Origin of the sequence: Paenarthrobacter aromaticivorans, from assembly GCF_019038615.1 — a bacterium.
GTDB lineage: Bacteria > Actinomycetota > Actinomycetes > Actinomycetales > Micrococcaceae > Arthrobacter > Arthrobacter aromaticivorans.
On record NZ_JAHOPC010000001.1, the window covers coordinates 61062 to 80376 of the forward strand.

Genomic DNA, 19315 nt, shown 5'->3' on the forward strand with positions numbered 1-19315 from the left:
TACTAACTAAGCCCTCTGTTTCCCTGCGACTGGACCATGCGCGCCTCGCAAAGATCCAGCCAGCGCACTTCCGCTTCGGCTTGAAAAATCAAGGAATCCAGCACAAGCAGCCATGCCGTATCGGAGGACCGTTGGTTGGCCGAGACAGCCTTTCGCGCTTGCGTATGTTCTTGCAGGGCCCGAACGGAAACTTCGCGCTGTGATTGGATGACGGCCGATGCATCCACGCCCGGCAGCGTCACGGCGAGCGCAAGTTTGATGGCAATTTCATTCCGCGGCGGATTGTCGCGACCCACCGCTCCCTCAAACCAAGCCGCAACTTCCTCCACCCCGGCGTCCGTGATGCTGTAAACGACGTGGCCACCGCCGTCGTCGCCGTCTTTGCTGACAAGGCCATCGCGCTCAAGCCGGTCCAGCGTGGTGTACACCTGACCGATGTTCAGCGGCCAGGCAGCACCGGTTCGGTCCTCGAATTCCACACGCAGCTCATAGCCGTACCGGGGCTGGTCCTGAAGCAGGGCAAGCAGGCTGTGCCGGATGGACATGGGGCTCCTTGCTACTGGGGATTTGGTGGGGGACGTCCTGCATTAACGGGCTGCTGTGGTTGTTAGAGGAGCAGGAGGACCTTTCCTACGTGCTCTCCGGAATCAAAGTATTCATGTGCCTCGCTGACATGGTCCAGCGGAAATGATTTGGCCACCAGGGGCTTGATGCGGCCGTCGGCGAGCATGGGCCACACGGACTCGCGTACGGCGGACATGATGATGCCCTTTTCGGCCACCGTCCGCGGCCGGAGGGCTGTGCCTATGACGGCGGCACGTTTGCTGAGGAGTTGGCCCAGATTGATCTCGGCTTTGGTTCCACCCTGCAGGCCAATGATGATCAGCCGGCCGTAGTCGGCGAGCGCTTCAATGTTCTGTTGCAGGTACCTGGCGCCCACGACGTCGAGGATCACGTCTGCGCCTTTGCCTCCGTTTTGTGCCTTGAGGGTTTCAGGGAAGTCTTCTTCGTTGTAGTTGATGGCGATATCGGCACCTAGGAAGGCCTTTGCTGTGCCAACTTTTTCATCAGAGCCGGCGGTGGTGGCAACCTTGGCTCCATAGGCCTTGGCGAGCTGAATGGCCATGGTGCCAATGCCGCCGGTGGCACCGTGGATGAGCACAGTCTCCCCGGGTTGCAGCTGGGCCGTCATGATGAGGTTCGAGTAGACGGTTGCCGCCACCTCGGGCAGTGCCGCAGCTGTGACCAGGTCCACGCCGTCGGGTAGCCGCAGTACTTGCTCTGCCGGCACGGCGACCTGCTGGGCATATCCGCCGCCCGATAACAGCGCCACCACTTTGTCCCCCACTGAGAAGGCTTTGGTGACTCCTGGCCCGAACGCGGCAATGCGACCGGAAACCTCCAGCCCGGGAATCTCTGAAGCCCCTGGTGGCGGTGGGTAGAAGCCACGGCGCTGCTGGACGTCGGCGCGGTTGAGGCCAGCGGCCACGACGTCGATCAGTACCTCGCCCTCGCCCGGCACCGGAGCCGGTACGTCACGGACTTCGAGGACTTCGGGTCCGCCTGGTTCAGAAATATAGACGGCTTTCATGACGAACTCCCGGTTTCTTGCTTGTAATCCAGGCCCGGGGCAGGGACTGGAGCACGTGATGTTTTGGAACAGCCAACTCCCTATGAAACACTACTAGGCAGGGAAGGTTGTCCGAGCGGCCTAAGGAGCTGGTCTTGAAAACCAGTGTGCGGTAACCCCGTACCAAGGGTTCAAATCCCTTACCTTCCGCCAGCAAATGCCCCGGGTCTACGAACCCGGGGCATTTTTGGCTTAACACCCGGGGCATCTCGGGCTTCAAACCGGGCCAGAAGTTGGGCTGCCATCCGGATCTGAGAACTGACACCCAGAAAATCATTGAAACTGTCATAGCCCCCGCATAGTGTTCTGCTTGTCCTCGCAACCGCCCATAAACAGCCGTAGCTTCCGCCGCGGAACGAACACAGGAGCCTCACTTATGCCTACGCCTGACATCACCCCCGGCGCCCCGTGCTGGATTGATTTGATGACATCCGATACGGAAAAGGCCAAGTCCTTCTACAGCGCACTCTTTGGCTGGACTTACGAGACGGGCGACCAGGAGAAGTACGGCGGCTACATCACAGCTTCCAAAGATGGACGCATGGTTGCGGGCATCATGCAGAAACAGGCAGACATGGGTGCCATGCCTGATGTGTGGTCGACGTACCTGCGCACGGACGACATCAAAGCCACCACTGAGGCAGCTGCCGCCCATGGTGGCCAAGTCCTCCTGGAGCCCATGGAAGTTCCTGAACAGGGCAGCATGGCCATGTATGGCGACTCTTCAGGAGCTGCAATCGGGGCCTGGCAGTTCGGTGAAATGAAGGGTTATGAGGTGGCTGCCGAATCCGGCGCCCCGGCATGGCACGAACTACTCGCGAAGGACTACGAGTCAGCAGTCAGCTTCTACCAGAGCGTCTTCGGTTGGGAAACTGCCGTCATGAGCGATACGCCCGAGTTCCGCTACACCACGTTGGGCGCTGGTGACGATGCCAAGGCCGGCATTATGGACGCTGCCGGTTTCCTCCCGGACCAGGTTCCGTCCATGTGGAGCGTGTACTTCGCGGTGGACGATACTGACGCCACAGTGGAACGGGCCGTAACTCTGGGCGCTACCGTCCTGCAGGCAGCAGAAGATACCCCCTTTGGACGGCTGGCCACGTTGTCGGACCCTACAGGTGCCGCCTTCAAGGTGATCCAAAGCATGGCGCCTGCCAGCTAACCCGTGCACCTCCGGTTCCTGCGGCTGCCTCCTGACCCGAGGCAGCCGGCAGGATCCGGGCGTCCTCCATCCACCACTGGTCCACTTCCTGTTCATTCCGACGTGTTCTGCTATGCCCGATACCCAGGTTTACCCGGAGTAACTTCCGGCATATCGCCCACTTCACAAGAAAGCGGGCGTAGTCCAAAGAGCCCCACAGGGCCCCTAATGAAAGTTAGAGCGGATGCACAAAAAACACTGGAAAACAGCAGCTGGAGCAGCCCTTTCGGTTGGTTTGCTTGCTGCCCCGCTGACAGCCGTTCCCGCAATTGCCGCCGACGATCCTGCATCGCCGCCCGGCAACTCCGCAGTAATCATCAATGAGGCCTATCTAAGCGGAGGCAGCAGCGGCTCTGCTTTCAAGAACAAGTTCGTAGAGCTCTACAACTCCTCGGACACTTCCGTCAGCCTGGCAGGGTGGTCGCTACAGTACCGGTCTGCAACCGCCACGGGAGCGCCCACGGGAATCACTCCCCTCACCGGCAGCATCCCGGCCAAGGGCTATTACCTGATCCAAGGGGCTACGAACAGCGGCACCTCCACGGCACCCGCCCTGCCCACCCCGGATCTGCAGGCCACCGGAACCTTGAACCCGGGTGGAACTGCCGGCACGTTGGTCCTGGCGAAGCAGAGCAACGCAGTTTCTCCGCTCGGCGTGGGCTCAGTGACGGACAATGCCGCCATAGCGGATCTCCTGGGCTACGGCGCATCAAACACTTTCGAAACTTCGGCAGCAACTGCGCCCACGGGCAACACTGACGTCAGAAGCCTCAATCGGAGCAACGGTGTGGATACCGGCTCCAATGCTGCCGACTTCAGCTTGAGCGCCACCATCACGCCCACGGCGTCCGCCGGCGGAACTCCGCCCACTGAACCCGAGCCGGCCCCCGGGTTCAAGACGATCGCCGAAATCCAGGGAACCAGCACGGCAAGTCCGCTCGTCGGCAGCACGGTAACCACCCGTGGCAAAGTAACTGCCGTGTACGCTACGGGCGGTTTCAACGGCTACTACGTCCAGACCCCGGGAAGCGGCGGGGAGGATGCAGGGGCGGCCAGGACGGCGTCGGACGCTTTGTTCATCTACTCCCCCGCGACGACGGGAACGGTGCAGCCCGGCGACTACGTGGAACTCACGGGGGTGGTCAGCGAGTTCGCCAACCAGACACAGCTCACGGTTGAGGCTGCCGGCCTGCAGAAACCGAGCGAAGCTGCGCCGGAGGTAAAGCCCACTGCCTTCGAGATGCCCGCCAACGAGGCCGCGCGCGAAGCCCATGAGGGCATGCTCGTCGCCCCACAAGGCCCTTACACCGTGACAGACAACTATTCGCTGAGCCAGTATGGCGAAATCGGCCTCGCGGCCGGGACATCGCCGTTAGTGCAGCCGACGGCGGTCGCGACCTATGGTTCGCCAGAATATGCCGGCGTGGTGGCAGAGAACGCCCTCCGTGCCATCAAGCTCGACGACGGCGCATCCACCAACTTCCTCAAGGACGCCACCACCAAGGCCCAGCAGCTCCCTTACTTGACTACATCCGATCCTGTTCGGGTAGGCTCCCCCGCCCGGTTCCGGACCGATGTGATCCTGGGCTACGGCAATAATTCGTGGAAATTCCAGCCCCTCACAGCGCTGACTCCCACGAATGCGGACACTGTGCAGCCTGCAAGTTTCTCCGCTTCCCGCCCGGACGGCCCCGCTGACGTCGGCGGAAACCTAAAGCTTGCCTCCTTCAATGTGCTGAACTACTTCACAACCACCGGCGATCAGCTCAGCGGCTGCATTTTTTACACCGACCGGGACGGGAATCCGATCACGGTCAAGGAAGGTTGCAATGCCCGCGGCGCTGCCAATGCTGAGAACCTCCAACGCCAGCAGAACAAGATCGTCGCTGCGATAACCAAGGCCGGTGCGGACGTCGTATCCCTTGAGGAAATAGAGAACTCCGCCCAGTTCGGCAAGAACCGTGATGACGCCCTGTCCAAGCTCGTGGACGCCCTCAACGTGAAGACGCCGGGCGTATGGGACTACGTGCGGACACCCGCAAACGCTCCCCCTCCAAGCGATGAGGATATGATCCGCACCGCGTTCATTTACAAGAAGGCGGTAGCCGAGCCGGTCGGGGAGTCAATCATCCACAACGACACCGTGGCCTTTGCAAGCGCCCGCAAACCGCTCGCGCAGGTCTTCAAGCCGGTCGGCGCGGACGAAGACAAGAAGTTCATCGCGATCGTAAACCACTTCAAGTCCAAGGGTTCCGCTGCCACCCCGGATGACACGGACAAGGGCCAGGGCGCCTCGAACATTGCCCGTACAAAGCAGGCTGAATCACTCCTCGCCTTCTCCAAGGACCTCCAAGCCTCCAAAGGCACGGACAAGGTCTTCCTGATCGGCGACTTCAACGCCTATGCCAAGGAAGACCCCATCAATGTCCTCACTGGCGCAGGCTACGCCGACCTCGAAGCTGGTACCGGCAAGCATTCCTACCTCTTCGGTGGCATGGTGGGCTCGCTGGACCACATCCTTGCTTCCCCGGCAGCGGCCGGGATAGTCACGGGAACCGACATTTGGAACATCAACTCTGTGGAGTCCGTGGCGCTGGAATACAGCAGGTATAACAACAATGTGACCAACTACTATGCAGGGGACGAGTTCCGTGCCAGCGACCACGATCCTGTGGTGGTGGGCATGAACTTGGGATCGGATATGCCGGCCACTGTTGACCTGCAGTTCCTGGGCATCAACGACTTCCACGGCCGGATCGACTCCAACACTGTCCTCTTCGCCGGCACTGTGGAGAAGCTCCGCGCTGCGGCCGCCCCCGGCGCAACAGCCTTCATTTCTGCCGGGGACAACATCGGCGCTTCACTTTTCGCTTCCTCGGTTGCGAAGGACCAACCAACCATCGATGTCCTGAACGCGCTGGAGCTTCGGGCTTCCGCACTAGGTAACCACGAGTTCGACGGCGGGTGGCAGGACCTGCGCGATCGCGTCATCGCCGACGGTACCAACGCGAAGTTTGCCTACCTGGGCGCGAACGTTTACCAGAAGGGCACCAAGACTCCGGTACTGCCGGAGTACAAGGTCCTGGATATGAACGGCCTGCGGGTGGCCGTCATCGGCACCGTCACGCAGGAAGTTCCGTCGTTGGTGACCCCGGCGGGAATCACGGATCTCGAATTCGGGGACCCTGTTGAAGCCATTAACCGCGTAGCCGCCAAGATCAAGTCGGAGAACGCGGCGGACCTGATCATTGTGGAGAACCACGACGGCGCAGCATCGGGCACACCGGAGGGTGCCACCCTGGAGCAGGAAGTCGCAGCCGGCGGACCGTTCGCCAAGCTCGTCAACGAGACCAGCCCTGACGTGGCCGCCATCTTTACCGGACACACCCACAAGGAGTATGCCTGGGACGCACCCTTGCTGGATGCCAACGGCCAACCCACCGGCAAAACCCGTCCCATTGTGCAGACCGGCAACTACGGCGAAAACGTGGGAAGCGTGACTCTCACGGTCGATACCGCTACGAAATCCGTGACGGGCTATAAGGCCGCCGTCGTGGACCGGACCACGGAGACTTCAGAAAGCCTGGCTGCCGCGTATCCCCGGGTGGCGACGGTAAAGGCGATCGTGGATAAGGCACTGGCCGAGGCCGCCGTGATAGGGAACCAGCCTGTTGGCGCAGTGACAGCTGATATCACCACCGCCTTCACGCCGGATCCGCTTGGAGGTGCCCCCAAGCGGGACGACCGCGCGAGCGAATCCACCCTCGGAAACCTGGTAGCGGACTCCCTGGTGGACACGCTCAAGGCGCCCGAACTGGGCGGGGCGGAGATTGGCGTCGTAAACCCCGGCGGCCTGCGCAACGAGCTCTACTACGCCCCGGACGGCACCATCACCTACGCCGAGGCGAATGCGGTCCTGCCGTTCGTGAACAACCTGTGGACTACATCCCTCACTGGCGCCCAGTTCAAGACCCTTCTTGAGCAGCAGTGGCAGACCAACGTTGACGGAACTGTTCCCAGCCGCCCCTACCAGCAGCTGGGATTCTCCAAGAACGTCAACTACACCTATGACGCCGGCCGCCCTGCAGGGTACCGCATCACCGGCATCTGGGTGAACGGGACCGTGATGGACCCGGCGAAGCAATACAGAATTGGGACCTTCAGCTTCCTGGCAACGGGAGGCGACAACTTCCGGATCTTCAAGGAAGGCACCAACACGAAGGACACCGGTCTGGTGGACCGCGATGCGTGGATCAAGTACCTGCGTGAGCACAACCCCGTGTCTCCGGACTTCGCGCGCCGGTCAGTTGCCGTGGTTAACACCACCGCCACAGAGGTCAAAGCAGGTGAGCCCATGACACTCGCTATCTCCAAGCTGAATCTCACCTCGATCGGCAGCCCGGCCAACAACACCCTCAATGCGATCTTCGTGGACAGCAAGGGCGCAGCAGTGCCGCTTGGATCGGTTCCAGTAACGGCAGGAGCAGCCACGGTGGACCTCAAGGTTCCCGCTGCGGCAGCTGCAGGTACCGGCACCTTGGTGCTGACCGCCGTCGAGAGTGGAACCGTGGTGAAGGCCAGTGTTCAGGTAGCTGATAGCGGGCCCAACCCGCCGCAGTGCACTCCGCCGGTCAAACCGTCTACGTGGTACGACCTCGTGGGCTGGCTCCGCTACGCGTGGGCGTGGCTGGAGTATCAGAAGTGCCTGAGGGGCTAAACAGCCCCTTTCCTTAGGCTGCCCCAGGGGGCACCGCACGGTGATGAATCGTGAGGTGCCCCCTGGGGTTTGGCAGCTACTTCTTTGCGAGCTCGGGCTCTTCCGCTCGCTTGGCGTCTTTCTCAAGCTCCGCTTGGAACTCCTCGTAGCGAACCAGATGCGCGGGCCGACGACGCAGGATGGACCAGGCCACCCCCAGAATCACGAACCACAGCGGCGTAGCCAGCAGCGCAGCAAAAGTGTCCGGCTGCGTGGTCAGGGTCCAGAGCACGAAGGCAAAGAATGCGAAGACCACCCACACCATCACCACGCCGCCGGGCATTTTGAACGCCGAAGAATCATGCAGGTGTGGCCGCCGCTTGCGGAACGCCAGGTAGCTGGCCAGGATGATGGACCATACGAACACGAAGCAGACAGCTGACACGGTGGTCACCATGTCGAACGCCTTGCCGATGTCCTGCCCTGCGTACATGAGAACGACGCCGGACAGCAGCAGGACGCAAGAAAGGAACAGGGCGTTGCGGGGTACTTTGCGTCCTGAGAGCGCGCCGAACACAGCTGGGGCGTCGCCTTCCTTGGCCAGGCCGTAAACCATGCGGGACGTGGAGTAGATGCCGGAGTTGGCGGAGGACATCGCAGAGCTGAGCACCACAAGGTTGACGATGGTGGCGGCAGCACCCAGTCCGGCCAGGGAGAACATGGCAATGAAGGGGCTATGTCCAGCCGCGAACTGGGTCCACGGGGTGACGGACATCAGGATGATGAGGGCGCCCACATAGAAGAGCAGCACGCGGATCGGGATCGAGTTGATGGCCTTGGGCAGGTTCTTCTCCGGGTCCTTGGCCTCGGCGGCCGTGGTGCCTACCAGTTCAATGCCGACGAAAGCGAAGACGGCGATCTGGAAACCGGCGACGAAGCCCATGAATTCGTTGGGGAAGAAGCCACCGTGGCTCCACAGGTTGGTGAAGCTGGCCGGTCCGGCGTCGGACTGGAAGCCGCTGAAAATCATGAACAGGCCGACGATGATGAGGGCCGCGATAGCGACGATCTTGATGAGGGCGAACCAGAACTCGGTCTCGCCGAATGCTTTCACCGTAGCCAGGTTCAGGAGCAGCAGGATACCGATGGTGATCAATCCGGGTACCCAGAGCGGAAGGGAAGGCCAGAGCTCCTTGGAGTACCCGGCGATCGCGATGACGTCAGCGATGCCGGTAATGACCCAGCAGAACCAGTAGGTCCAGCCGGTGAAGAACCCTGCCCAGGGACCCAGCAGGTCCGCTGCGAAGTCGCTGAAGGATTTGTAGTTCAGGTTGCTCAGGAGCAACTCGCCCATGGCGCGCATGACGAAGAACAGCATGAAGCCGATGATCATGTACACGAAAATGACAGACGGACCAGCGGCAGAAATTGTCTTTCCCGAGCCCATGAACAGGCCCGTGCCAATTGCACCGCCTATCGCGATCAGCTGGATGTGCCGGTTACTGAGCTGCCGTTCGAGGTGTGGTGAGTCTGCTCGATGCGAGTCGGAGGATGGTGGGCGCTGAATCGTCAAGAGGAACTCCATTGTTCAGGCGGCACTGGGTGCCACGATGATTCGGGTTCCTCCCCGCTCTGTCGTGGACCTGAGAGTTTCCGCAGGAATGGGCCTGCTTGCACCTTCGGTGAGCCCGGTTGCCCGGACTGCTTTCCAGAGTTGCCTCGCCGCGGCGGTACATGGGCCTGAGAGATTCCTGGGGAGGGTTTGCTCCTACGGCGCCTGACGGGATGTACCGGCAGGACTCTCCCGCCGCAGATCAAAAGCGCGCACCACTTTGCCGGTGATGCAGCTCACACACTAGCGAAGCGTTGGACTCACCGCAAACGAAGGCAGCTAACTGCCCAGAATGCTACGAGCGATTTCGTCGGCATCCCGCAAGGTTCGCTGGCCACTGGCGTAAGCCTTCCCGGTTGCCGGACGCGCCTCCGCAGCAATCGCTGTTCCCCACTGGGTCGCGGACAATTGCAGGCCCAAAACATACATCCCCTGCGTCACAGAGCCGTTGGACGCCACAGGCCGGTACGGGTGCGGTTCCACATCCAGTCCGGTTGTCTGCACTGGCGTGCCCTCGGCACTCATCATGATTTTGGTTCGCACAAGGCCGTCGGCCATGAGTTGTTCCAGGAGCGGGGAAATATTGATGCCTACTCGGTTGGCTGGCGACATCGCTTCAATCAAAGTGGATGCCTCCACAGGTCCATCGTGAACCCAAGGCGAGACCGCCCGGAAAACCTTGGCGCTTCTATCCACGCTGAACTTGGGATCGGGTCCAACGAAACCAACGACGCCGGCACGCGCCAAAGCTGCCAACTGCTCCGAACGCAGCGCTGGGGCTCCGCTTGCAAGGCCTTCAACAAACGACTCGAACCATCCCCGCAGCTCAGCGACCCACGATTCGTCCGTGATTCCGCCGTCGGCGACGACGGACTTGAGGATCGCCCTGCCTCTGTGGAGGGCTCCGATGGCCATCTTCACGGGGTCGGCTTCCCCGAGGGCAGAGCGCCGCGCGTCGTCGTCAAGGTAGGCCGTTATTGCCAGGTCCAACTCCCGGCGGGACGCGAACGTCCGGCCAGCCAACGGCGCAGCGAGCCCGCGGACATTGAGTCGGCGGGAGGCAACCACGTGCTTGTCCACGAGGGCGGCGACGTCACTTTCCCATTTGGCAGTGGTGTGCGCGTGGGGCTGCAAGGCATCCTCAAGGTCCGCGAGGAACTGCGCTGCATCGCGAATGGCGGCGGGCTGCGACCTTGCCAGGGTGGAGTAGTAAGCCCACAAGGCGTCACGATGCAGGAGCGGCCAAAGGTCATGGTCGAATCCTGGCTGGATGCCGGCTGCCCTGAAGCGGTCCACTGCTGCCTCGGTCAGGTAACTCATGGTGATGCTGCTGGGGTAATACCCTGCCAAACCAGCCTTGGCCCGGTACGGGGTTCCGCGCCGGGATGCTGCGATGATCTTGGGTTCCCTGCCTGAGGGCCGGTACTCGAGAACTCCGGCTCCCGGTACGCCGGCTTCGACGAACTTGCCTCCGCGGCCCTCGGTCAGCTGGCCCATGACATCGAAGAAATTCAGTCCCATCCCACGCATCAGGACGGGCTCGTTGTCCGGCACCCGCTGCCAGTCGACGTCGGCCGGCGGTGCAGGCGGGAAATAGAGGAGGCCGTGCTCGTCGGCGGCCCGTTGGAACGCACGCTGCTCCGGATTCAAACGGGACTCGACGTGCCCCAGCGCGAGGACCACCGAGCCGACGGTGAGCGTAGTGCCGTCGGCCAGTTCGACGTCGAACGCTTGCCCGCCTGTGGTGCCTGAACTTGCCGGGACCGGGCGCGCCGCTACGGCGGTCGTTTCATGGAAGGCGACCTCCACGCCGTCGGGCATTCGCTGAAGCAGCTCCGCCAAAGTCTGCCGCAGGTACCTTCCATATATGGCCCGGCTCGGAAAATCGTGGGACTCGAGCGTGGCCAACTCCGCCTTTTCGGCGTCATTCAGGCCCTGTCCATCACGACGTCGGGCGGCGCGCCACTGGTCGAAGGAACCGCCCGCGAGGGGCTGCGCAAGCTTGGGATCTTCAGGGATGAGCGTCGGATAGAACGCCTGTGTGTTCATCAGGTACAGCCTGGACTGCTCCGGCTGCCACACATGGCCGGATGCCGGTGGGAAAGGATCTACAACATGGATGTGCAGTGCGCTCCACCCTGGATCGGCCCGGTTCGCACGGCTGGTGGCCCCTGCAGCCCAATTCGCGAGCAGCCGCTCAAGGACACTCGTGCCCCGGGGGCCGGCCCCAATCAGGGCAACACGATTGATTTGCGATTTAGCCACGCTCAAGCCTAACTTCCTGTGACTTGCTTCCAGTTGAAAAGTGTTGCTTGGATGGGGCGATGACCACCACAGAAGCTGATCAGACGCCCCTTCCTGACAATGACACGGATCTGGAGACCACGTCCGGGCCTCGCCACGCTGCGACCATAGCGCCCGAACCCACGGATGAGAACGTGTGGTTGGAGGACATTCACGGCGAAGAACAGCTGGCCTGGGTCGGTGAACAAAACGCGCGAACCGAGGATTTGCTGGAGGACGCAGAGTACGCAGCGGTTGAAGCCGGCATTCTGGAGGTCCTGGATTCCACGGACCGGATTGCCATGGTGAACAAGCGCGGTGATTACTACTACAACTTCTGGAAGGACCAGGAGCACCCCAAGGGCCTTTGGCGGCGGACCACGTGGGAGAGCTACGTTTCCGAGGCACCCGAATGGGACGTACTGCTGGACATCGATGCCCTCGCCGCCGCAGAAGGCGTCGAGTGGGTGTTCCATGGAGCTGGGTTTCTCCGTCCTTTGGACGGGGACATGTACCGCTTCGCGATGGTTTCTCTGTCCCCCGACGGCGGCGATGCCAACCGTCACCGCGAGTTCGACGTCGAATCCCGCACCTTTGTTGACCCTGCCGCTGGCGGATTCGATCTGCCCACGGCAAAAGGCAACGTGAGTTGGCTGGATGCGGACACCTTGCTGGTCTCCAGTACGGCAGAGGGGTTGCCTGCAACCAGTTCCTCGTACGCCCGGACCGGTGTGAAGCTGCGTCGCGGCCAATCCCTCGCCCAGGCAGAGCAGATCTTCGAGATCCCCGAAGACCACATGCTGGCCATCGTCGCCCACGACTCAACGCCGGGCTTCGAACGGACCTTCGCCGTGGATTACATCGACTTCTACAACCGCAGGACGTGGCTGCTCCGCGACGACTCATGGGTTGCGATCGACGTGCCTACGGACGTGAACATCAGCGCCCACCGGGAATGGCTGATGTTCCGCCCGCAGAAGGACTGGGACGTTTCCGGCGTTACCTACGCGGCCGGTTCCTTGCTGGCCGCTGACCTCGAGGGCTACTTGGCTGGATCACGGCAATTTGTGGTGCTGTTTACCCCCGATGATCACACGTCGCTGCAGTCATGGAGTTGGACCAAGGACTACCTGCTGCTCAACCTCCTGCGCGACGTCTCTTCCGAAATCAGGGTGCTGGACCCTTCCCGCGTCGATTCCGACAGCGGCTGGGTTGTCACCGCCCTGGACGCGTGCCCGCCGCTTCACGACGTCAACGCCTATGCGGTGGACGACGAAGACGAATCCGGGGCCGGAAATGACTACTGGTTGGTCGCCACCGGGTTCACTACGCCAACTACCCTCACCCGCGGCACCCTCACGGCTGGCGAGGTTCCTTCATCCGGCGGATCGACTGCCGGAGTGACGAGCCAGCATGCGGTGGTGAAGCGTTCGCCGTCGTTCTTCAATGATGGTGACTATGAGGTCCAGCAGCATTTCGCTGTCTCGGCGGACGGGACCAAAGTCCCCTACTTCCAGGTGGCATCCAAGGACCTGGTCCTGGATGGACAAAATCCCACGCAGCTTTCCGGCTATGGCGGATTCGAAGTTTCCCGCACCCCCGCCTACAGCGGCACCATTGGCAGGGCTTGGCTGGAGCGTCGCACTTCCGCTGCTGCCCTGGCCGACGGTCCCGGCTCGCACACCCGCGGCGGTGTGTACGTTGTGGCGAACATCCGCGGCGGCGGCGAATACGGCCCCTCGTGGCACCGCGCAGCCCTGCAGGAAAAGCGGCACCGTGCCTACGAAGACTTCGCCGCCGTGGCACAGGACCTGATCTCCCGCGGCGTGACCAGCCGCCGTCGACTCGGTTGCGTGGGCGGCTCAAATGGCGGGCTCCTGGTTGGCAACATGCTGACCCAGTACCCCGAACTGTTTGGCGCGGTGTCCTGCGGCGTGCCATTGCTGGACATGCGCCGCTACACCAAACTCTCTGCCGGATATTCCTGGATCGCGGAGTATGGAGACCCCGACGTGCCTGAGCAGTGGGAATTTATCCGTACCTTCTCCCCCTATCACCTGCTTCATGACGGCGTCGAGTACCCCGAAACCTTCATTTGGACCGCGACCTCGGATGATCGGGTAGGCCCCGTCCAAGCCCGAAAGATGGCAGCTCGGATGCAGGCAATGGGTATCCCGAATGTCTGGTTCCACGAAGCACTGGAAGGCGGGCACGCGGGCGCTTCGGACAATAGGCAGGCAGCCGCACTCCAAGCGCGAAGCAACCACTTCCTATGGCGTGTGTTGGCCGGGAGCAACTGAGGTTCCATTTCGATGGCCCGCTGCACGCAAGGCCGTGCGAACGGCTTGGCTGGCAGCGAGTCATCGAAATGGGCAGCGGATCGCAGGCGGTTTTGCACTGAACGGCACGTTCTGCGTATCCTTGGTGGGCTAGCAATAGCAAACGGAGACGTGCCAGAGCGGCCGAATGGGCTTCACTGCTAATGAAGTGTGGGGCACAACTCCACCGGGGGTTCAAATCCCCCCGTCTCCGCGGATGGGTCCCGGTTTTCGAACCGGGACCTTTTGCGTTTAATCCCAAGCCTCCGTAAGTTACCGGCGCTTCGCTCCGTGACTGACTTCCGCACCAGCGTGCCGGTGCAGGGTCAGGCTGTCCACTGTGCTGACCAGCATCAGGACAGCCATGGCGATAAATGCCCCTTTATAGGCCGCTACCTGGTCCGCCCCGAGCACATCCGTTGCCTCGAACAGCCTCAGGAACAACGCGCCCACGGCGATACCTGCCGCAGCCGCCAACTGTACGAGGGTGGCGGAGATGGCGTTGGCCGAGGGCAGCTGCCCCGGGACGATGTCGGCATACTGCACGGAGGCGTAGGCCGAGAAGCCTATGGATCGGAAGGCACCGCTGAGCAGCAACAACGCGAAAATGAGGGGCTCGGGTGTTTGGGCATTGAGCAACGCACACAAGGCAAACGTCACGGCTGATGCCAACGATGCAAAGACGAGCACGGGTTTGAACCCGAAGCGCCTTATCAGGGGTGTGGTGGCCGGCTTGATCCCGATGTTGCCCACGAAGACTGCGGCGACCATGATCCCGGCCTTCAACGGATCCCAGCCAAATCCATCCTGAAACATCAGAGGCAGCAAGAACGGAACCGAGCTGATGGTCAGTCGGTAAACGAAACCTCCCGTGGACGTCGACCTGAAAGTCCTGGTGCCAAATACGCTGAGGTTGAACAGCGGAACCTTTGCTTTGCTCATCCACCAGACGGCGCAAGCCAGGGACACCACGCCGGCAGTCACCACCACAATAGCCAGCAGATTGGATGCGTGTCCGCCCAGCGTTTCCAGCCCCACCACAAGGGAACCCACACCCAAGGTAGTCAGCAGCAGACCAAACCAGTCAAGACGGCGTTTGGCATCAAATTGAGTCCTCGGAACCAATCTCAGTGCCGCAATGAGGGCAGCCAGGCCGAGGGGGACGTTAATGATGAAGATCCAGTGCCACGACAGGAAAGTTGTGAGGGCGCCGCCCACCATGGGAGCCAGAACGGGGGCAAGAAGGCCTGGCCATACCAAATAGGCGGTGGCACGGAGAAGTTCGGATTTGGGCGTGCCCCGCAAGACCACCAGGGTGCCCACGGGAACCATCATGGCACCGCCCGCCCCCTGCGCCACCCGACTCAACGTCAGCATGGTCAAGTCGGTGCTTACTGCGCAGAAAAGGGAGGCAATAGTGAACACCGATATAGCCAGGCAAAATATCCTGCGGGCGCCGAACCGCTCGGCAAGCCAACTGCTCAACGGGATCCCCATTGCCACCGTCACCAAATAGGCAGTCATCGTGATGTTGATGTCTGCCGGCGCCGCCCGGAAATCGGCTGCAATGCTGGGGATGGCCGTGGTGAGGATAGTTCCGTCGAGAAACTCCATGAAGAACGTCGCCGCCACAAGCAATGCCAGGCGCGGGCGCCAACTGGTTTCAGTGGCCGCTTCGACGTCGGTGTTGCTCGGTTTTGTGCTCATGGCTCCGGTCCAAGTCTTGTCAGGTGGCCCGCATCGGCAGGCGGGCGTTTTTGCTCGATCCTCGTCTTTGCTCGATCCTATAGAGGCGCGGTGGGAGCGTTCACAACATGACGGTTTTCAGCGCAGTACCCGCCTGCGCGCTAACCCGCCTGAGCCAGGGCGAGCGGTAGCACTGCACCTACCCCGGACCGCCTGAGCGCCCTCGCCGCAACGGTCAGCGTCCAGCGGCTGTCGACGAGGTCGTCCACCAAGAGCACTGGTTGGTCACCAATGCCTGCGAGCGCTTGTGACAGTTCCGGGCCAACCGCCAAACGGTCCCATACTCCCGCGAGCCTGTAAGCGCTGTTCCCGCCACGTGATCCTGTGGGGCCTCCGTGCTCTGGCTGCAGTTGGCCCAGGTAAGGCATCCGCCCTATGCCGGCGATCCCCTGCGCCAGGGAGTCCACAAGTTGTGGCTTGCTCCTTGAGGGAATGCTGACAACGGCCGCCGGGCGCCCAACCCCGCTCCAGGCAGTTCCGCCGTCGGCCCCTGACCATTCGCGCAGCACCTGAACGCAGGCCTGCAGCATAGCGGGGTCCACGGACCGATCGGGTGCCCCGGCAGCAAAAAGCTCGCGGAGCGCACCACCCCAGCCCAGGTCCGTCAGCCTTGCCAGGACACGGCCTTCGGAAATGCTTTCGTCCGGCTTGATCTTGCCTTTGACTCCCACACCCAGCCTGTCCATTCCGCTGGGCCATTGGAGCCGCGGCTCCACCACGATCCCGGCTCGGCGCAGCGTCTGGCCTGCTGCATCAACCGCAGCCGCTGCAATGTCCACTGGGAACCAGCGTCCAGCACAGTTGTCACAACGGCCGCAAGGGGCGGCGGTCTCGTCATCGAGCACCGAGGTGATGTACTCCATGCGACAACCTGCGGTGTCCTGGTAAATCACCATGGAGTCCTGCTCATCCACGCGGGCTTCGGCAATGCGTGCATATCGCTCGGCATCGTAGCTCCATGACCGTCCGGTAGCCCGCCAGCCGCCGCCCACGCGTTCAACTGCCCCGTCAACGGCCAAGACTTTAAGGAGGAGTTCCAGAGGCGTGCGCCGAAGGTCCACTCGGGCTTCCAGCGCCACCGTGGACATGGCGCCGTTAGCCTCACCAAGTACCCTCAGGACGGCGTCAGCCTTTTCGGCTGAGGGCATGGAGGCGGTGGCGAAATACTGCCATATTTCCCGGTCCTCGGAGCCTGGAAGCAACAGGACATCGGCGTTGGCTGCGCCTCGGCCGGCTCGACCAACCTGCTGGTAATAGGCGACCGGCGAGGACGGCGCCCCGAGGTGAATGACGAAACCCAGATCCGGCTTGTCGAATCCCATCCCCAACGCCGAGGTGGCCACAAGCGCCTTGACCTGGTTGTCCTTGAGGAGTTGTTCTGCCCGCTCCCGATCGGCCGGATCCGTCCGGCCGGTATAGGACAAGACATTGTGTCCAGCCTCGGAAAGAAGCCGGGCAGTGTCCTCTGCGGCTGAGACGGTCAGCGCGTAAATGATTCCGCTGCCGGGTAGGTCCGCCAAGTGCGTCAGCAGCCAGCCCAGGCGATCGCGGGAGTCGGACAAGTTGAGAACGCCGAGCCGCAGCGACTCGCGGCCCAGTGCACCGCGGATGGTCAATACTGCGGCGCCGAGTTGTTCCTCGATATCGTGAACAACGCGGGAGTTGGCGGTAGCCGTGGTGGCGAGGACTGGAACCGATTTGGGCAGTTGGGCAATGAGATCGGCGATGCGCCGGTAATCGGGCCTGAAGTCGTGGCCCCAATCCGAAATGCAGTGGGCTTCATCAATAACGAGCAGTCCGGTCCTCCGGATCAGCTCGGGCAACTGGTTCTCCCTGAACGAGGGATTGGTGAGGCGCTCCGGCGACACCAGAAGAACGTCTACCTCGTCAGCTGCCAACTGGGCCAGGACAGTATCCCATTCAAGTGCGTTGGCCGAGTTGATAGCCACTGCCCGGACTCCCGCCCGTGCGGCCGCTGCTACTTGGTCCCGCATGAGCGCGAGAAGAGGGGACACGATCAGCGTGGGACCCGCACCGCGCTGGCGCAGCAACAAGGAGGAGACGAAGTAGACCGCGGATTTTCCCCAACCTGTGCGTTGGACCACCAAAGCGCGGCGCCCCGCGTCCACCAATGCCTCAATGGCCTCGAACTGGCCGTCATGGAAATCTGCTTCAGGGTGCCCCACTAGCTCACGAAGACAAGCCAAAGCCCTCTGGCGGGTAGGGGATTCCACGGAAACAGCGGCATTTGGGGAGGTGTTGGCCATGGACCAAGTATCCCAGCAGCCCCCGACAGCCAGAACCCGTGGCCCCGGCTATGTGGAAAGCGGCTCGCCAGTGGGACTGGTTTTTCCACTTAGCAGGCTCCCCGGTTCATGCTCAATTGCGCTACCACAGTAGGATTGAGCCCGTGACTAGCGAGCAGAACAAGAACTTCGACCTCTCGGCTTCCTTCAAGGCGTACGACGTCCGGGGCATCGTGGGGGAATCCATCACGGCTGAAATCGTCGAGGCGGTCGGTGCTGCCTTCATCGACGTTTTGGGTCTTGAAGGTGAAACCGTCCTTGTTGGTGGAGACATGCGCCCGTCCTCGCCGGAGTTCAGCCAGGCCTTCGCGAACGGTGCTGCCAGGCGCGGCGCCAACGTCCAGTTGCTGGACCTCATCTCCACAGACGAGCTCTACTATGCCTGCGGCGCCCTGAATGCAGCCGGTGCCACATTCACCGCCAGTCACAACCCGGCCGAATACAACGGCATCAAAATGGCCAAGGCCGGGGCGCAACCGATTTCCTCCGAGAGCGGCCTGAAGGAAATCCAGGTCCTTGCCGAGCAGTACCTGAACGAAGGCAGCATCCCCGCGGCAGCGGTGCGCGGGCAGATCGGTGTCCGGGACGTGCTGAGGGACTACTCCGAATACCTGCGCCAGTTGGTGGACCTCTCCGGTTCCCGTCCATTGAAGATCGTCGTGGACGCCGGCAACGGCATGGCCGGACTAACCACCCCTGCAGTGCTCGGCAACAAACTCCTCCCGGCCCTGCCGTTCGAGATCATCCCGCTCTACTTCGAACTGGACGGCTCGTTCCCGAACCACCCGGCCAACCCGTTGGAACCCGAAAACCTTCGTGACCTCCAGGCGGCAGTGATCAAGCACGGGGCAGACATCGGCCTTGCCTTCGACGGCGACGCTGACCGCTGTTTCGTGATCGACGAAAAGGGCGAGCCAGTCTCCCCGTCGGCAATCACCGGCATGGTCGCGCGCAGGGAGATCGCCCGAGCCCAGGCATCCGGGGAAGAAACCCCGGTGATCATCCACAACCTGCTCACGTCCAAGGCGGTTCCCGAGCTCGTGGCCAAGGACGGCGGCCGGGCAGTCCGGACCCGCGTGGGGCATTCATTCATCAAAGCCGTGATGGCCGAAGAAGGTGCCGTGTTCGGCGGGGAGCACTCTGCGCACTTCTACTTCCGTGATTTCTGGAACGCGGACACCGGCATGCTCGCCGCGATGCACGTCCTGGCAGCCCTGGGCGAGCAGGACGGTCCCCTGTCCGAACTCGGACGCCAGTACGAGCCCTACGTCTCTTCCGGTGAAATCAACTCCGAGATCGACGACAAAGCCGGCGCCGTGGAGCGGGTCCGCCTCGATTTCCAGAACGATGACGTCGAGATCGACCACATGGACGGCAGCACTTTCAGTGCCAAGGACGGCAGCTGGTGGTTCAACCTGCGCCCCTCCAACACCGAGCCCTTCCTCCGTCTGAACGCCGAAGCTAAAGACCTGCCCACCATGGAAAAAATCCGGGACCGCGTCCTGGCCCTGGTCCGGGCATAG

The 19315-nt window shown here is 62.1% G+C and carries 10 protein-coding genes, 2 tRNA genes and 1 riboswitch; of the genes, 6 read left to right on the plus strand and 6 right to left on the minus strand.

What is annotated here, in order from left to right:
- Window positions 1-2 precede the first annotated feature (2 nt).
- Both KSW38_RS00300 and KSW38_RS00305 read right to left on the minus strand, forming a co-directional pair.
- Window positions 3-545, minus strand: coding sequence for a PadR family transcriptional regulator (locus KSW38_RS00300; protein ID WP_216921319.1), 543 nt, complete (start codon window positions 543-545; stop codon window positions 3-5).
- Window positions 546-607: 62 nt separating this feature from the next.
- Window positions 608-1591, minus strand: coding sequence for an NAD(P)H-quinone oxidoreductase (locus KSW38_RS00305; protein WP_216921321.1), 984 nt, complete (start codon window positions 1589-1591; stop codon window positions 608-610).
- Window positions 1592-1692: 101 nt separating this feature from the next.
- Between KSW38_RS00305 and KSW38_RS00310 the strand changes: the two genes are divergently transcribed.
- The 3 genes from KSW38_RS00310 to KSW38_RS00320 all read left to right on the plus strand — a co-directional run bounded on the left by KSW38_RS00310 (window position 1693) and on the right by KSW38_RS00320 (window position 7548).
- Window positions 1693-1783: transfer RNA gene (locus tag KSW38_RS00310), tRNA-Ser, on the plus strand.
- A gap of 223 nt (window positions 1784-2006) precedes the next feature.
- The gene (locus tag KSW38_RS00315) at window positions 2007-2792 is read left to right on the plus strand and encodes a VOC family protein (protein WP_216921323.1); all 786 of its coding nucleotides are present in this window, start codon (window positions 2007-2009) and stop codon (window positions 2790-2792) included.
- Window positions 2793-3015: 223 nt separating this feature from the next.
- Window positions 3016-7548 carry an ExeM/NucH family extracellular endonuclease gene (locus KSW38_RS00320; RefSeq protein WP_216921325.1) on the plus strand — a complete coding sequence of 1511 codons (4533 nt, stop codon included), beginning with the start codon at window positions 3016-3018 and terminating at the stop codon, window positions 7546-7548.
- A gap of 76 nt (window positions 7549-7624) precedes the next feature.
- Here KSW38_RS00320 and cycA read toward each other — a convergent pair whose 3' ends face one another.
- Both cycA and KSW38_RS00330 read right to left on the minus strand, forming a co-directional pair.
- Entirely contained in the window at window positions 7625-9112 is a 1488-nt protein-coding gene (cycA, locus tag KSW38_RS00325) for a D-serine/D-alanine/glycine transporter (RefSeq protein WP_216921327.1), read from the minus strand.
- Window positions 9113-9245: 133 nt separating this feature from the next.
- A riboswitch (glycine riboswitch) is annotated at window positions 9246-9344 on the minus strand.
- A 74-nt stretch (window positions 9345-9418) separates the two neighbouring features.
- The gene (locus KSW38_RS00330; RefSeq protein WP_216921329.1) at window positions 9419-11404 is read right to left on the minus strand and encodes an FAD/NAD(P)-binding protein; all 1986 of its coding nucleotides are present in this window, start codon (window positions 11402-11404) and stop codon (window positions 9419-9421) included.
- Window positions 11405-11463: 59 nt separating this feature from the next.
- On the opposite strand from KSW38_RS00330, the gene KSW38_RS00335 reads away from it, so the two are divergent.
- Together KSW38_RS00335 and KSW38_RS00340 are read left to right on the plus strand one after the other, a co-directional pair.
- Complete coding sequence (locus tag KSW38_RS00335; protein WP_216921331.1) at window positions 11464-13722, plus strand: prolyl oligopeptidase family serine peptidase; 2259 nt, start codon at window positions 11464-11466, stop codon at window positions 13720-13722.
- 144 nt (window positions 13723-13866) lie between these two features.
- Window positions 13867-13954, plus strand: a tRNA-Ser gene (locus KSW38_RS00340).
- Between the two features lie 59 nt (window positions 13955-14013).
- On the opposite strand, the gene KSW38_RS00345 is transcribed toward KSW38_RS00340, so the two are convergent.
- Entirely contained in the window at window positions 14014-15447 is a 1434-nt protein-coding gene (locus KSW38_RS00345) for an MFS transporter (protein WP_216921333.1), read from the minus strand.
- Between the two features lie 140 nt (window positions 15448-15587).
- Window positions 15588-17753 (minus strand): RecQ family ATP-dependent DNA helicase, encoded by a 2166-nt coding sequence (locus KSW38_RS00350; protein ID WP_216921335.1) that lies wholly within the window; start codon window positions 17751-17753, stop codon window positions 15588-15590.
- A gap of 143 nt (window positions 17754-17896) precedes the next feature.
- On the opposite strand from KSW38_RS00350, the gene KSW38_RS00355 reads away from it, so the two are divergent.
- Window positions 17897-19315, plus strand: a complete 1419-nt coding sequence (locus tag KSW38_RS00355) for a phosphomannomutase/phosphoglucomutase (RefSeq protein WP_216921338.1) — start codon at window positions 17897-17899, stop codon at window positions 19313-19315.

Excerpts from the sequence above, each read along its gene's own strand:
- KSW38_RS00300 (WP_216921319.1), bottom strand. The coding sequence starts at position 545 with ATGTCCATCCGGCACAGCCTGCTTGCCCTGCTTCAGGACCAGCCCCGG.
- KSW38_RS00305 (WP_216921321.1), bottom strand. The coding sequence starts at position 1,591 with ATGAAAGCCGTCTATATTTCTGAACCAGGCGGACCCGAAGTCCTCGAA.
- KSW38_RS00315 (WP_216921323.1), top strand. The coding sequence starts at position 2,007 with ATGCCTACGCCTGACATCACCCCCGGCGCCCCGTGCTGGATTGATTTG.
- KSW38_RS00320 (WP_216921325.1), top strand. The coding sequence starts at position 3,016 with ATGCACAAAAAACACTGGAAAACAGCAGCTGGAGCAGCCCTTTCGGTT.
- cycA (WP_216921327.1), bottom strand. The coding sequence starts at position 9,112 with ATGGAGTTCCTCTTGACGATTCAGCGCCCACCATCCTCCGACTCGCAT.
- KSW38_RS00335 (WP_216921331.1), top strand. The coding sequence starts at position 11,464 with ATGACCACCACAGAAGCTGATCAGACGCCCCTTCCTGACAATGACACG.
- KSW38_RS00345 (WP_216921333.1), bottom strand. The coding sequence starts at position 15,447 with ATGAGCACAAAACCGAGCAACACCGACGTCGAAGCGGCCACTGAAACC.
- KSW38_RS00350 (WP_216921335.1), bottom strand. The coding sequence starts at position 17,753 with ATGGCCAACACCTCCCCAAATGCCGCTGTTTCCGTGGAATCCCCTACC.